The 13245-nt window shown below is 72.2% G+C and carries 16 protein-coding genes; all 16 read right to left on the reverse strand.

Annotated elements, in window-relative coordinates; genetic code table 11:
- Positions 1–28 precede the first annotated feature (28 nt).
- A complete protein-coding gene (locus ADL03_RS26760; protein ID WP_053736315.1) occupies positions 29–736 on the reverse strand; it encodes a hypothetical protein in 708 nt (235 codons plus the stop codon).
- 16 nt (positions 737–752) lie between these two features.
- Positions 753–1106: a hypothetical protein gene (locus tag ADL03_RS26765; protein WP_231642287.1), complete on the reverse strand. Its 354-nt coding sequence runs from the start codon at positions 1104–1106 to the stop codon at positions 753–755.
- A complete protein-coding gene (locus ADL03_RS26770; protein ID WP_053736316.1) occupies positions 1106–2302 on the reverse strand; it encodes a hypothetical protein in 1197 nt (398 codons plus the stop codon). Before ADL03_RS26770 ends, ADL03_RS26765 begins: the two co-directional genes overlap by 1 nt.
- Positions 2296–3012, reverse strand: a complete 717-nt coding sequence (locus ADL03_RS26775; RefSeq protein ID WP_157529279.1) for a hypothetical protein — start codon at positions 3010–3012, stop codon at positions 2296–2298. Before ADL03_RS26775 ends, ADL03_RS26770 begins: the two co-directional genes overlap by 7 nt.
- A gap of 88 nt (positions 3013–3100) precedes the next feature.
- On the reverse strand, positions 3101–4225 hold the full coding sequence (locus ADL03_RS50870) for a C40 family peptidase (RefSeq protein WP_053736318.1): 1125 nt from the start codon (positions 4223–4225) through the stop codon (positions 3101–3103).
- Positions 4225–4875: a hypothetical protein gene (locus tag ADL03_RS26785; protein WP_053736319.1), complete on the reverse strand. Its 651-nt coding sequence runs from the start codon at positions 4873–4875 to the stop codon at positions 4225–4227. Before ADL03_RS26785 ends, ADL03_RS50870 begins: the two co-directional genes overlap by 1 nt.
- 90 nt (positions 4876–4965) lie before the next feature.
- On the reverse strand, positions 4966–5730 hold the full coding sequence (locus ADL03_RS26790; protein WP_053736320.1) for a hypothetical protein: 765 nt from the start codon (positions 5728–5730) through the stop codon (positions 4966–4968).
- Positions 5730–6419: a YitT family protein gene (locus tag ADL03_RS26795; RefSeq protein WP_053736321.1), complete on the reverse strand. Its 690-nt coding sequence runs from the start codon at positions 6417–6419 to the stop codon at positions 5730–5732. The genes ADL03_RS26790 and ADL03_RS26795 overlap by 1 nt, the downstream gene beginning before the upstream one ends.
- Complete coding sequence (locus ADL03_RS26800) at positions 6409–7299, reverse strand: inositol monophosphatase family protein (protein WP_053736322.1); 891 nt, start codon at positions 7297–7299, stop codon at positions 6409–6411. Before ADL03_RS26800 ends, ADL03_RS26795 begins: the two co-directional genes overlap by 11 nt.
- A gap of 289 nt (positions 7300–7588) precedes the next feature.
- Positions 7589–8074 carry a GNAT family N-acetyltransferase gene (locus tag ADL03_RS26805; protein ID WP_053736323.1) on the reverse strand — a complete coding sequence of 162 codons (486 nt, stop codon included), beginning with the start codon at positions 8072–8074 and terminating at the stop codon, positions 7589–7591.
- The gene (locus ADL03_RS26810; protein WP_157529281.1) at positions 8071–8943 is read right to left on the reverse strand and encodes a thioesterase II family protein; all 873 of its coding nucleotides are present in this window, start codon (positions 8941–8943) and stop codon (positions 8071–8073) included. The genes ADL03_RS26805 and ADL03_RS26810 overlap by 4 nt, the downstream gene beginning before the upstream one ends.
- Positions 8944–8951: 8 nt before the next feature.
- Positions 8952–9530, reverse strand: coding sequence for a hypothetical protein (locus ADL03_RS26815; RefSeq protein ID WP_053736325.1), 579 nt, complete (start codon positions 9528–9530; stop codon positions 8952–8954).
- Positions 9531–9637: 107 nt separating this feature from the next.
- Positions 9638–10354 carry a hypothetical protein gene (locus ADL03_RS26820; protein WP_053736326.1) on the reverse strand — a complete coding sequence of 239 codons (717 nt, stop codon included), beginning with the start codon at positions 10352–10354 and terminating at the stop codon, positions 9638–9640.
- Positions 10355–10401: 47 nt separating this feature from the next.
- The gene (locus ADL03_RS26825; protein ID WP_082373503.1) at positions 10402–11415 is read right to left on the reverse strand and encodes a L,D-transpeptidase; all 1014 of its coding nucleotides are present in this window, start codon (positions 11413–11415) and stop codon (positions 10402–10404) included.
- 104 nt (positions 11416–11519) lie between these two features.
- Positions 11520–12614: a hypothetical protein gene (locus tag ADL03_RS26830; protein WP_053736327.1), complete on the reverse strand. Its 1095-nt coding sequence runs from the start codon at positions 12612–12614 to the stop codon at positions 11520–11522.
- Positions 12611–13225: a hypothetical protein gene (locus tag ADL03_RS26835; RefSeq protein ID WP_053736328.1), complete on the reverse strand. Its 615-nt coding sequence runs from the start codon at positions 13223–13225 to the stop codon at positions 12611–12613. Before ADL03_RS26835 ends, ADL03_RS26830 begins: the two co-directional genes overlap by 4 nt.
- Positions 13226–13245: the final 20 nt, after the last annotated feature.

Below are 13245 nucleotides of genomic sequence, written 5' to 3' on the forward strand. Positions count from 1 at the left end.
GAACATGCTCCCCCCATGGGTTTGCCGCTTACTCGATCGTGATGAAGAAGCTGTAGAAGGCGACCTGCTTGCGCTCGGGCGCCGGCGCGGCGTCGTCGGTGCCGGGCTGCGGGCCGTCGACGGTCTTGACCGCCGCGACCTTCCAGGTGTCGGCCTCCCAGACCAGCCGGTAGGTCACCGTCGACCACCGCTGCGCGCGGATGACGCCCCGGCCGCCCAGCCCCGGGCCGATGCCGACCGAGGACACCCACAGCTCGACGACCGCCTGGTCGCCGGTGAAGTCCTTCACCGCGAAGTCGGCCGGTGCCTTGGAGGTCCGGTCGTCGGCGCTGCTCGCCTTGGTCTGGGAGAACAGCTGACGCGTGGCCTGGTCGGCGCTGCCGGCGATCCACGTGGTCTTCACGACCTCGGGGTCGGCGTGGCCGTGCGCGACAGCGGGCTGCAGCTGCACGGCGATCATCGCCGCGCTCGCCGCGCCCTCACGGTCGCGGGTGAACCCGCTCGGCACCCCCTTGGTGATCGTCTTCGGTCCGTGCTCGCGCGCGCCCGCGCCGCTGGTCGCGTTACCCGACGGCGTCTGGCCGGGCTGCGCCTGCTCGCCGGACGCGGGCAGCGTGTAGCGGCCGACCAGCACGCCGGCGACGAGCGCGGCCACGACGGCGAGGGCCAGGACGAGCGGGCGAATGGCACCCCGGCGGGGGCCGGTCGGTGCGTTCGTGGGCGTGGTGTTGGACATCTGCGTCTCCGGTTGCTCAGACGAGGGCGATCAGTGCACCGAAGATCATGCCCACACCGGCCAGCGCGATCAGAGAGAATATGGACTTCTTCAAGGATTCGGTGTGTTCGTGCACGTCCGCGGAGTAGCCGCCCTTCTTGGCACGCTGCAGCTCGACCGTGGCGCGGATGAACCCGAACGCGATGACAACGAACCCAAGAGCCCACACACCACCGAGCGCTGTTTTCCAGGCCGCGTTGAAGGGATCGCCCCACACCCCGAGGTCCGGCTGGACGCCATCGAACGGGTTGGGCGAGCCGGTGGGCGCGCCCGGTGGGCCGGGATCGTTCTGCGCGAGGAACCTCACCTCCGGGTTCTTGCGGTAGAACATCACGTTGCCTTTCGCAGGTGCAGCTCGGTGACCGGCGCGTGTGCGGCGCCCGGTGGCGGCCGTCCGGTGTCGGCGGGCTGCTCGGATTTGTCGTGCTCCTGTGCGGGAGGGGCTGACTTGCCTGCCCGAAGCGGCATCGGCATCTGGTCCGGGCGCGGGGAGCGCTGGGCGGCGAGCCGGTCGGCGACCGCGGCCGCCGCGCCGACCCACGCACGCCGGGAGGCGTCGCTGATCCGGGCGTGCACGATCGGTCGGCCGCCCGCGAGCTGCGGGTCGAACGGCACCTCGACCACCAGGGCGGTGCGCGCGGCGAAGTAGGCGAGCATCTGCCGCCGCAGCGCCGGGGGCGCGGCCGCCGCGGCGGGACCGACGACCGTGACCGCGCCGGAGACGAGCTCCGGCCGCCGGGTGTCGAGGTGGTCGAGCATCCATGCCGCGCTCTGCGCGACGTCGGGCTCGAGCGTGATCGGCACGACCAGCTGGTCGGCCATGGCCGCGGCCCACTGCCAGTTGCCGGTGCGGACGTTGTTACCGGTGTCCATCACCGTCAGCCCGAAGTAGCGCGACAACAGCAACCAGATCCGGCCGCACTCACCGGGCCCGATCTGCTCTGCGCGGGCCGGGTCGGTGTCGCTGGCCAGGACCTCTGCACGCGAGGGCTGCGAGCGCAGGTAGTGAGTGAGATCGCCCGCCGTGCCGACCGCGGTGAGCTGCTCGGCCGCGCCGAGCAGGTGCCACACGTGCGTGTCCGGTGTCGTGACCTCCGCGCGCTGCGCGAGGGTGCCGCGGGCCTCGTGGTTGTCCCACGCGACCACCGGTCCGCCGCGCAGCGCGGCGAAGGTGTGGGTGAGCATCAACGTGGTGGTGCTGACCTGTGCGCCGCCTTTGGGGTTGGCGACCATCACCAGCCGGCCGCCCCCGAGGTGCTGGCGCACCGCGACCTCGGCCTGCCGGTGCCGTGCCTCCTCCCGGCCTGGGCCAGGCTTGATCAGCCCGCCGGTCATCTTCCGGAGCCGGGCGCGCCACCCCCACAGCGCTGGATCCGCCGTCACCGGCGGCAGCGGGGCGGCCAGCTGCTCCGGGCCTGGACGTTCGACGGGAACGTCATTGGATGGCGCGGCCGCGGCGGCCCGTGCCGGGGCGGCCGCGTTCAGGTCGATAGGGTCCTCGGCGTGGTAGCCGTTGCCGGTCACCACTGCGGCCCCCCACGTGAGAGCCCCTGCCCCGGTACCGCGACGTCGTGGTCGGGCGCGCGTTTCGGGTGCACGGCCGCGAGGATCCGTTTCGCGGCGTCGCGCAGCGACCCGTCCGTGCCGGGTGCCTCGCGTGCCGGTCCCGCACGGAACGCCTGGTTGTCCTCCAGGCCGGCGGACGGGTCTAGAGGTCGTACGGCTGGTCCGTCGACCGGGAGTGGGATGTCTGTGTCGGTGAAGAACCAATTCGTTCCGTGTAGATCCCAGCGCACCAAGTGGCGCTGATGGTCCTGTTCGACCGCGTCCTGTGCCATGGCCGCAGTCGGGGCCACGTGAACCGTCCATCCGCCGTCGCGGGCTTCGGCGTATCCGTACTGTTCGGCCTGGGTCAAAAGCTCTTCAAGCTCCCGCGCGGAATTGACCCTGAATGTGTAGACGCCACCGTTCTCTTGTACGATGGCCACCGGATTGTGCAGATCTCGCCCGTTGCCTACGTCGGGCTCGCCGGACGCGTAGTAAGCGTGAATGCTGCACGTCTGCTCAGGGGGCTCGTCGACCCCGACGAGCATCTCCAAAGTCCGGTCCAACTCCGGGTCATAAGCACTGATCGCAGGTTCCCAGCCCCATTCCCGCGGATCCCAGCCAGGCGGGAGACGAACAGGTGGCTCCTTGTCCCATTCCGCCTGAGGGATGTCTACTGGACGGAATTCCATTCCACATCTCCCTTCATTTTTGCCTCGTACTGCTCGACCTTTCCCTGCACCTTCATGCGCTCTCCTCTTATCGAATTGGGCTTGTCTGCTACGGAATTGGGCGGGCGCCGACATTCCGGAAATCTCCGCCTGTTCTGACCGTGGAGACCTTGACGACATCGCCGCTTTGCGGGGCTTCCAGCATCAGGTGCTGGCCGTTGATCTGCCCCAGGTACATGGCGACATGGTGTGTGCCCCAGAACAGCAGGTCACCGGACCTGGCCTGCATGAAAGGGACGACGAGTTTCGCGCGGGTGAGCTGCGCGTCCGAGGGCCGGATGATCTGCACTCCGGCTTGTGCGTACGCGTACAGCGTCAAGCCCGAACAATCGAAGCCGACTTTGTCGTAATCGCCGTACGAGTCGGCGACACCGCCGTCGCGCACGCCTTTCGTGGGGCCGTCGGCGTTGCCGCCGCCCCAGGAGTAGGTGATGCCCAGCCACGACAGTCCGGCCGCGATCGCGGTGGCGACCTGCGGGGACGCCGCGTGCACGACGCCGGCGACACCGGCTTCCGGCGGCAGGGTGACGTCCGAGCCGGTGACGGTGACCTGGATGCGGCCCTTGAACGAGCGGTCCGCGCAGTCCAGCGGCGGTCCGGAGCCGTCGTAGAGCGCGGCGACGACCGCTTCGGCGAAGGGCTGGTGGCGCTGGTAGCGCCAGCCCTCGCCGCTGCGCTCGACGTCCTCGGCGAGTTCGTGGTTCGGGCGGGCGTCGGTGTCGTAGCCCGGTGCGCGTGTGAGCAGCACGGTGAAGAAGCCCTTGGACGCGGCGGCGGCGTCGGTGCGGTCGTAGCCGAGGTAGGCGTTCGCGGGGCCCGGCGCGATCTGCTGGAACACGCCGACGGCGTTGCCGTTGCGCGCCAACGGGTTGAGCGTTGATTCCTGCATGCCGGCCTGCAACGCGATGACCGCGCCGCGGCGGGTGATGTTCATGGCTTTGGCGACCCCGAGGATCTGCCGCACCGTCGTGGTCTGCGTCGGTGAGAGCGTCACTCCGGCGAACGAGCCGCCGCCCTGCGGTGGCGCCGGGGTGCTGTGTCCGGTGCCGGGTACCTGGCAGGTCGCGGGCGGGATGATCGCCTCGGCGTCGGCGCGGCGGGGTTGCAGCAGCACCAGCACGAGCAGCATCGCGCCGGCGAGCGCGGCGAGCGGGATCAGGAGAAGTTTCGCCATCAGCCAGCCTCGACATGGACGTCGACGAGCCACCGGCCGTCGGGCTGGCGCAGTACCGCGCGGGTGGTGAGGACCTGCTCGGTCTGGACGGCGGCGTCGGCCGCGAGCAGGGTGCGGTGCGCTGTCGCCCGCACGTAGACCTGGCCCTCGCCGCGCGGGGCCTCGGGGATGATCTCGGCGGTGATCCGGTCGCAGCGGGTGGACAGTTGCTGCTCGACCACCGCGCGGTACGAAGCTTCGCTGTCACCGGCCCGCAGGTCCGCGGTCTTGCCCGCGGTGGTGGAGAACACCGTTGCCCGCTCGATGTTGTTGTTGCGGGGCTGGCGGTAGTCCGAGGCGCACCACTGCGTCATCCACGCCCGCGTCACCGCGACCGGGTCCGCGAAGTCGGTGGTCGCGGCGGTCGGCGCGGTCGGGGGCGGCGGCACCGTCGACGGGGCACCGGCGGGCGCGGACGGTGTGATCGGCGAGACGCTCGGCAGCCGCAGACCCGATCCGGGCGGCGGTGACGGACTGGTCGCCGGTGTCGACGCGCTCAGTTCCGGCCCGGTGGGTGCCGGGACGGTCCGGTCGGGTGTGGGGGAGGAGCAGCCCGCGCACACCAGCACGGCGAGTGCGGCGGCCAGGCCGGTCGAGGTCCAGGTGCGCATGGGCTTCTCCTTCCAGGGCAGGGCGGGTGATCGGTCAGGTCGGGTGCGCGCGGCGTGAGCCGGGTCGCGTGCGCTGTTCGCGCGGGCCGGTCACGGCGGGCCCGTCTTGCGGGGCCGGGTGTTGCCGGGGCCGCGGTTGACGGCACGGCGACCGCGCGGTTTGGAGGCCTGCCACTCCCGGAACGTCCGGTCGCCGATGAGGCGCTGGATGTGCGGGATGTGGTTCTGCCGCATGCCGACCGGTGACGGTCCCAGCACCGCGTCGAGATCTGAGCCGGCGTTGGTGTGCCACCCGGCCGCCGCGATCGCCTCCTCGGTCGGGAAGACATCGGCCACGCGGTGGCGTGTCGGGTCGATGAGGTGGTCCTCGCGGCCGCCGTAGCTGTAGACCCAGCGGAAGTTGTCCGGCGCGTTCGGCGCGGCGATGCGTTCGAACCGCGAGATTTCCTTGGTGTAGCTGTAGAACAGCGTCCGGGGTGTCGCCCGTGCGACGTGCAGCCAGGCGGACAGGTAGGAGTCGGAGAAGTAGTCGCCCGCGTCGTGCACCCGTAGCGCCGCCCCGTCGAACTTCGGCGCGCGCAGCTCGTCGAGGATGTCCGCGGTCCACTGGTCGAGGTCGTCGAGGATGCGCGCGAGGTTGCGCTCGTGTTTGGCCAGTACCTGCGGGAACCGGTACGTTCCCGTGCGGGCGTAGCAGGCTCGTGCGCATACGCCGGCCTGCTCGCACGTCACATACCGGCGGCCGTCCGGCAGTTTCCCTGCCAGCGCGGGGATCGAGAAGTTGTGGATTCCGTGAGGCCGCAGCCACCGGTTCTGGGTGATCATGCGTTCGGGCCGGGAAGTGTTGCGTGGCATCAGGTTTCACCCCGCACACGTGCGCTCCTGTGTGGATGGTGCGTGAACAGTGGGACGAGGGACGCGATCGACGGGCCCAGGGCGACGGCGAGCAGCACGCTCCCGGCCCCGAGCGACCCATTGGCGACCGCGACCGCGGGGTTGATCATCAGCACGCCGGCGAGCAGGCACCCCACGTCGGCGCCGATGCGGATGCGTGCCTGGCTCCAGTTCGTGCGGAGGGCGATCGCGGCCATCAGGCCGTCGCGGGGCAGCGCGCCGAGCTCGGCCGACAAGTACAGGGCGGTGCCGACGGCGAACATGGCGCCTCCGAGCAGCATCGCCGTCATCCGCAGCCACACCGCCTGCGGCGCGGGCAGCACCGTGAGGGTGAGGTCGGCGACGACCGCGGGGATCACGACCGAGGCGACCGTGCCGATGCCGGGCTTGACGCGCAGCGCGAGGTTGGCCACCAGCAGCGCCGACTGCACGGCGATGATCGCGCCGCCGATCGTCCACCCGCACCGCTCACCCACCGCCCGGTGGAACACATCCAGCGGCAACAGCCCCAGGGCGGCGGTGACGAGCATGCCCACGGCGACGCCCATGAGCGCGTTGCCGACGACGACCTGGCCCAGCCGGATGACGAACGGCCGGGAACCGATGCCGGCGGTCCCACCGGGCTGGTCGTGTGCGGGATCAGTGGGCATGACCGCTCACCCACTCGCGCTCCGGTGCCGGCACTCGACGGTCGAGCGCGGCGGCCCCGGCCTTCTCCATCAGCACCAGCAGCTCGTCGGCGACCTCCGGCGCGGCCGCGAAGATCGGGTCGCCCAGGTGCGCGGCCGGTCCGCCGGTGCCCGGCCAGCTCACGACCGCCCCGGCTTCCTCGCAGATCAGCAGGCCGGCGGCCCAGTCCCACTCGTTGAGGTAGTGCTCGAAGTAGCCGCCGAAGACCCCTTGCGCGACCCGGCACAGGTCGATGACGGCGCTGCCGACGCGGCGGATGTCCTCGACGTGCTCGATCATGCGCGCGACCACGGCGGCCTGCGGGCCGCGCTCGGCGGCCTGGTAGCTGAAGCCGGTGGCGAGCAACCGCTGCGACAGCGGCTTGTCCTTGCGGGCGTCCAGCGTGACCCACTGGTGACGCACGGCGGGGTCGTAGAAGCGGGCGCCGTTGCCGCGGCCGGCGGAGTACACACGGCCGCTGACCGGTTCGGCGACCGCACCGGCGAGCACGACGCCGTCGACCTCGATGGCGATCGACACCCCGTACTCGGGTGCTCCGGCGTGCAGATTGGCGGTGCCGTCGACGCCGTCGGCGATCAGCCGCAGCTCGCCCGGACGTGCCCGTGCCACACCGCTTTCCTCGCCGGTGAAGGAGTGCGGCGCCTCGCCCCAGATCTCGGCGGCTTCCTGGCGCATCGCGGCTTCGGAGGCCGGGTCGCAGTCGGTGACGTAGTCGGTCTCGCTGCTCTTGGTGGTCGCGTCAGTGGCTCCGGGCCGTGCCAGGCGCTCGCGCACGGTGCGGGCACCGGCGCCGGCGAGGTGCTCGGCGTGGATCTGCAGCTGACGTGTATCGAAATGCACTTGCTCTCCCTGACGGTGGTAGATCACGGACGGGGCGGGCCGGATCACCCGATGAGGCGGGGGCGGCGCGCCGAGGCGCAGCGGCGTGACATCTCGCTGGGGCCCGGTACGACCGGGCGCGTCAGGGAGGGGCGAGAACACGTCGCGCGGATCGGAACTCATGGCGCGGGCCCACAGTCGTGCGTGTGAGCCCTGGGGCACGAGCCGGACATCGGGGGCTGGTGGGCGGGGGTGCCGGACGTGGACGTGCCCAACCCCAGCCGGCACGTCCACGCCGGCACGTTCGTGGTCATCGGCTCCCTCCCGTCACGACCGGGCACACCGCGGTGATCAGCCCGTCGCGCGGTGCCGCGAACGCGAGCGCGGGGAACACCTTGCGCAGCAACCCGAGTCCGGCCGTGTTGGTGGCGCCGACCGACGCGGTGACGGCGAGCGCGCCGTCACGGGCGGCTTCCTCACCGAGGCGGGTCGCCAGCGCGGTGCCCGCGCCGCGGCGCTGCCAGGCGTCTTCGACGAGCACTGCGATCTCGATGCCGTCGGCGTCGAAGATCATGGACGCGACACCGACCATGCTCTGCTCGGTCCACGCGGCGACGGTGAGCTGGTCGGCGCGCGCGGGCAGCGCCTCCAGCAGCAGCCGCGCCGCGCCGGCCGTGCCGCCGTGGCAGCGCGATCGCAGCGCCGCGTCCGAGCAGCGGGCGAGCAGCCTGCGCAGTTCCCGCATGGTCACGTCGTCGTCGGCGTGGACGTCGAACATCTCGAAGGTGGTGGTCACGCTCCCCTCCTGCGGGAGAGCAGCGGTTGTGACTGCAGCAGCCGCAACGGCCGCACCACCGCGGGGCGGGGCCACCGCAACGCCTGAAGCAGGGCGGTCGCGCCTCGCGGGCCGCTGATGAAGAAGTGGCCGCCGGGGAACGTCGTGTGCGTCGCGTCGGCCGCGAGCTCCAGCCACCGGTGCGCGGCGCACGCCGGCGCGTACCAGTCCGCCGCGCCCGACCACGCGTGGAGCGGACAGTCCAAGACTGCGGGCTTGCCGGGCCAGTAGGTCTCGGCGGCGGTGAGATCGGCGCGCACGCGCGGCAGCCACCCCCGCAGGAACTGTTCGTGGCGCCGCAGCCGGGGTGGAAGGCCGCCCATGTCGGTGAGCTTCGCGAGCAGCTCCCGGTCGCCGAGCAGGTGCAGCGGGTGCGGCGGGCGCACCATCGGCGCGCGGCTGCCGGAGACGATGACCGCCTGCGGGCAGTGCCGGTGCTCCTGCAGGCGCACGGCGACGGCATGGGCGAGCAGTGCACCGAACGAGTGCCCGAACAACGCCACCGCGGTGTCGCTGTCGCCGATGTGTGCGAGCAGCGCCTCGGTGATGGTGTCGACGAGCTGCGGGGTCAGCTTGGTCACCGGGTCCTCGTCGCGGCGGTCGTCGCGGCCGGGCAGCGTCACGCTCACCAGGTCGATTCCCTGCGGCAGCAGCGGAATCCACGAGTGGTAGGCGCTGAGACCGGCGCCGGACCAGGGGAACGCGACCAGCGTGTGCCGGGCGGGACCGGGACCGGTGCGGTACCGCGTGAGCCACCCCGAAGTCGAGGGCGCGGGGTGGCGCGGGGGCGCCGGGATCGCCGGCTGCGGGGGCGTCAGCTGTATCGGCATGTTCGTGATCACCACACGGGCACGGAGGTCGGGACAGGACGGGGCAGCAGCACGCCGTGTTGCGGGGCGCGATCACGCAGCACCCGCCAGAACACGATTTCGTCCGCGAGAACCGCGGGCATGCCGCCGGGGTAGAGCGTGCCGCGCGACATGATCGCCGGGGCCTGCGGTTCGCGCGGGCCGTCGATCTCGATGGCGTAGTGGGTGCCGCGCGGCGCGTCGGGGATGAGCTCGCCGATGGGGACCGCGCCGTCGCGCAGCAGGACGAGCTGCTCGGGCGTCAAACCCAGGCGCGGCACGTGGATGAGCGACTTGATCGCCGCCAGGTGCGGGCCCTCGGCGTTGAGCGGGACGAAGACACCGTTGCGGCGCAACACTTCCGTCCCGGGCTCCAGGCCGAGCAGCATGCCCTCGTGCTCGTCGACCACGTCCAGCCGGTCCGCTTCGACGGGCACCCGCCGCAGCGGGTAGCCGGTCCACCAGCTCAGGATCGTGGAGAACTTCGGCGCCACCCGGATTCCGCGTGCGAGCCGGGCGACTCGGTCGGCGAGCTCGTCGGTGGCCGCGCGGGACTTGAGGGGAATCACCTGGTCCTCCTTCTGTGCGTCGCTTGTGGTGGGGCTGGTGCGCCCCACCCCCGGGGAAGTGGGGGTGGGACGCCGGACGTGGGGCGGTGAACCGGTCCTGGCCTGGGTCAGCCGGTGACCGGGTGGTGGCCGTCCTGCAGCTGCGGCGTCGGCGCGGGCTGCGGTGTGGTGTCGGGCTTGGGCGCCGGCTTCCGCGTGCCGGTCGGCGGCTGCCCCGTCGGCTTGCCCGTCGGCTGGCCCGTGGGCGGGTTCGTCGGCGGGTTCGTCGGCGGGTTGGTGGGGGGCTTGGTGGTAGGCACGGTGGCCTTGCCGCACGAGACCACCGCGACGGTGATCGTCTGCGCGACCTTGTCGCCGGCACCGAGGATCTGGATGGTCGCGCCCGCACCGCCGCCGAAGCCGACCTTGAGCTTCGGGTCGGCCGGTGCCGCGCCACCGTGGGCGTAGCTGATGGCGCCGTCTGCGCACTTGGCCGACACCGACCCGATCGTCTTGCCCGCGACCACCACGTTTGCGACGGTCGCCTCGGCGATCCCGTTGCCGGCTTTGACGGTGATGCCGCTGGCGGACCAGCCCATGCCGGACACCGAGCCCGACGCGGTCTTAACCTCGCCGTCGGAGGCCACCGAGGGCTGCGCGGCCTTGTTCTCGGTGCCGGAGGCGGACACGCCGTAGGCCGTCGACGTGCTCGCCTGGGCGCCGGCGAGCCCGTGGACCTGCGCGTTCGCCGGTGCCAGCACGGACGCCGAGCCCGCCGCCGCGAGCGCGCCGATGCCGGCCGCGGCGAGGAACAGGCGTGTGGAATGGGTGGTTGTGCGGACCACGTGGTCCCCCCTTGATGTGGTGTGGCCCTGGGGCCGGGTACAGGTATTCACTTGATCAACACCGGGGTGCCGAGCGGCAGGTCGCCGCGGGTCATCGCCTCGGTGAGGCTGGAGAGCGCGTCCGGTGGGATCCGGACGCAGCCGTCGGAGGAGGCCGTGCCGTAGACCTCGGGTGTGGGCCAGGTGTGCAGGCCGACGGTGCCGGGGCCGCCGCCGTAGGTCTGGTGGGTGTCGGAGTGCGTGCCCAGCGGCAGCACGACCGTGGAGAACGCGGAGGCGTTGTCGCGCAGCGCGGCGAGCAGGAACGTCCGTCCGGCCGGGGTGATCGCGCCGGGTTTGCCGATCCCGGCCTTCCAGCGGCCGGTGACGGCACCGCTGGTGGTGAGTGTGAGCTCGAACGCGGCCCGGTCCACGGTGATCACGCTGGGGCTCGTGGCGACGGTGACGTCGGGGGTGTCGGTGTGCATCCACGCCACGGAGTTGTTGGGGCGTGAGGGAAGCGCGACCAGCGCCCACCCCGGCCGGGTGTCCAGGATGGACAGCCACGTGTCGGTGCGGGTGATGTCCGGCTCGATGCCCAGCAGCTGGGTTGCCGGGACGACGGCGACCGGGTCACCGCCGGGCGCGGCGTACACGGGCACCGCCGAGGTGGGGTGGGCGACCAGCCCGCCCGGCACCTGCTCGGGCGCGGGGTCGCGTGGCGCGGCCGGGGTCGTGGTGAAGGTGGTGGCGTGCGGGAGCGCGGCGAGCTGCTCGGCGCTCACCGCCCGCGGTGCCACGACCGGCGCTGCCTCAACGCCGGTGGTGCCGGTGGTGTCGTTGCGGCCGAGCGGGTCGATGTGCTGCTCGCCGGCGGTGGGCCGGGTGAGCACGATGCCGAACACGGCGATGAACACGGCGACGGCGACCAGCCCGGCGCCGGCCAGCAGGGCGGGCCCGCGGCGCGCCTGCGTCGGCGGCCTGTGGTAGCGCCGCCCACCCGAGGGGGATGGCGGGCCGGGCGTCGGCCGTTGCTCGTCGTCCTGACCAGCCGGTCCGGGCCGGTCACCGTCGTGGATCATCACGACCTCCTTTCTGCTTCTCGGTGGGGGGTGGGTGCGGGTGCGGCGTGCCGGTCGCCCCCGAGCGGCGGTTCCGCCGCACCCACGACTGAGGGGACAAGGGTTCAGCGCAGGAGCACCGCGGTGCCGGCGGGCACCTCGCGCAGCGCGTCACGCACACCGGGGGGAGCGGGAACACAACCTGTGGCGTCGAGCTGGCCCAGCGGGGACGCCGCGGGCAGGCCCGGCACCGTGATCCCGCCGATCAGTCCGGTGCACAACCGGTCGGCGTCGAGACCGAACGGCCACAGCACCCGCAGCAGCCACGGCAGCGCGTCGGCCTGGCCGCCGGTGGCGACGAAGCTGCGACGGCCGGTGTGGGCCGCTGCCGCGACGGACGCCGGGGTGCCGGTGAGCGTCGATGCCGCGGCGCTACCGCGGCCGAGTTCGGCCAGGACCGTGACCCTGCCGGTGGCGGTGTCGATCTCGACGCGCCGGTCACCGTGCGCGAGTTCGACCTGCGGCCGCAGGTGGATCCAGCCGACCGCCGCCGCGCCGGTGGGATGCGGCTGCGAGGGCAGCATCACCAGCGCCCAGCCCGCACGCCGGTCGAGAACCGGGGTCCACGTCGGCGTGAGGACTTGGCGTGGCGGCAGCACGGCGAACGCGCACCCGCCGGGTTCGGCGTACACCGGCGTGTCGACGGTGGGGTGCAACACGACCGTGCCCGGATCGGCACCCGGTGCCGGATCGGCCGGCGCACCCACCAGAGCCACGCCCACCGCCGCGCGCGGCAACGCAGCCAGCTCCGCCTGCGTCATCTCACGTGGTGCGATCACGGCCGCGTCCAGCTGTGCGGCGGCGGGCATCCGGTCGCGCATCGGCGGTGCGGGTGTGGCCGTGACCGTCACGGTCTGCGGTGCGGGCGGCACTGCCGCTGTTGAGCCGATGGTGTCGTGCAGGCGCAGCAGCAGCGTCACGAGCACGATCAGGATCGCGGCCAGCAGCAACGTCACCAGCACGCTCGGCCGGCGCCACTGCACGAGGCGCAGCAGCACGGCGTGCCGCAGCAGCGCCGTCGTGGTCAGCGGCCGCAGCGGCTGGGTCTTCTCCGCGTCGGTCTCCGGCCCGGCGAGCATCGCAGCGGTGCTCGCGCCGATGACGCTCACCTGGCCGGACAGAGCGGTCACGGCGACGTCGTCGCCCAGTCGAGCGCTCACGGCGTCTTCCCGGCGATGACCTCACCGACGTGCTTGACCACCGAGCAGGTGTCGATGCCGAAGCGGCCGTTGGTGATTGCGATCGCGGCGGTGCCGTTGGCGAGCGGGATGATCCCGGTGCACAACGGTTCCTTGCTCGTCTTGTTGGTCCCGGAGATGATCAGTCCGGCCTTGCCGCCGAAGGTGTGGGGCTGCGAATTGGGCTGATCTGCCTGCGCGGTCTTCATCTCACCGGGCTTCGCCCAGACCACGAGCGCGAAGAAGTTCTTGATCTTCCCGTTCGGGTCCGTGTTCTTGGGCAGCTCGCCGTTGTCGTACCTGCACCCTGTGCGGAACACGTCGGTGGCGGACGGCGCACGCAACCGTGGCTTTTTGTCTGTCTCCGGGCGGACCTTGGCGGGGAACGCGCCCCAGCCCAGCGCGCACGGGTCGTACGGCGCGCCGACGGTCTTGGCGTCCACCCGCGGGTCGAGATCACCCAAGGTGATCTGCTTGGGCTTGTCCTGCGCGGCCACCGTGGCCGCGGCGTGCGCGGCGGGCAGGGCGGTGAGGCAGGCTGTCGCGGCGGCGAGCGTGAGCAGCCCGCGCGTCAGGCCCTTGACGGTCGTCATGATCTTGTCCCCCGACAAAG

The sequence above is a fragment of the Nocardia sp. NRRL S-836 genome (genome assembly GCF_001279525.1).
GTDB lineage: Bacteria > Actinomycetota > Actinomycetes > Mycobacteriales > Pseudonocardiaceae > Lentzea.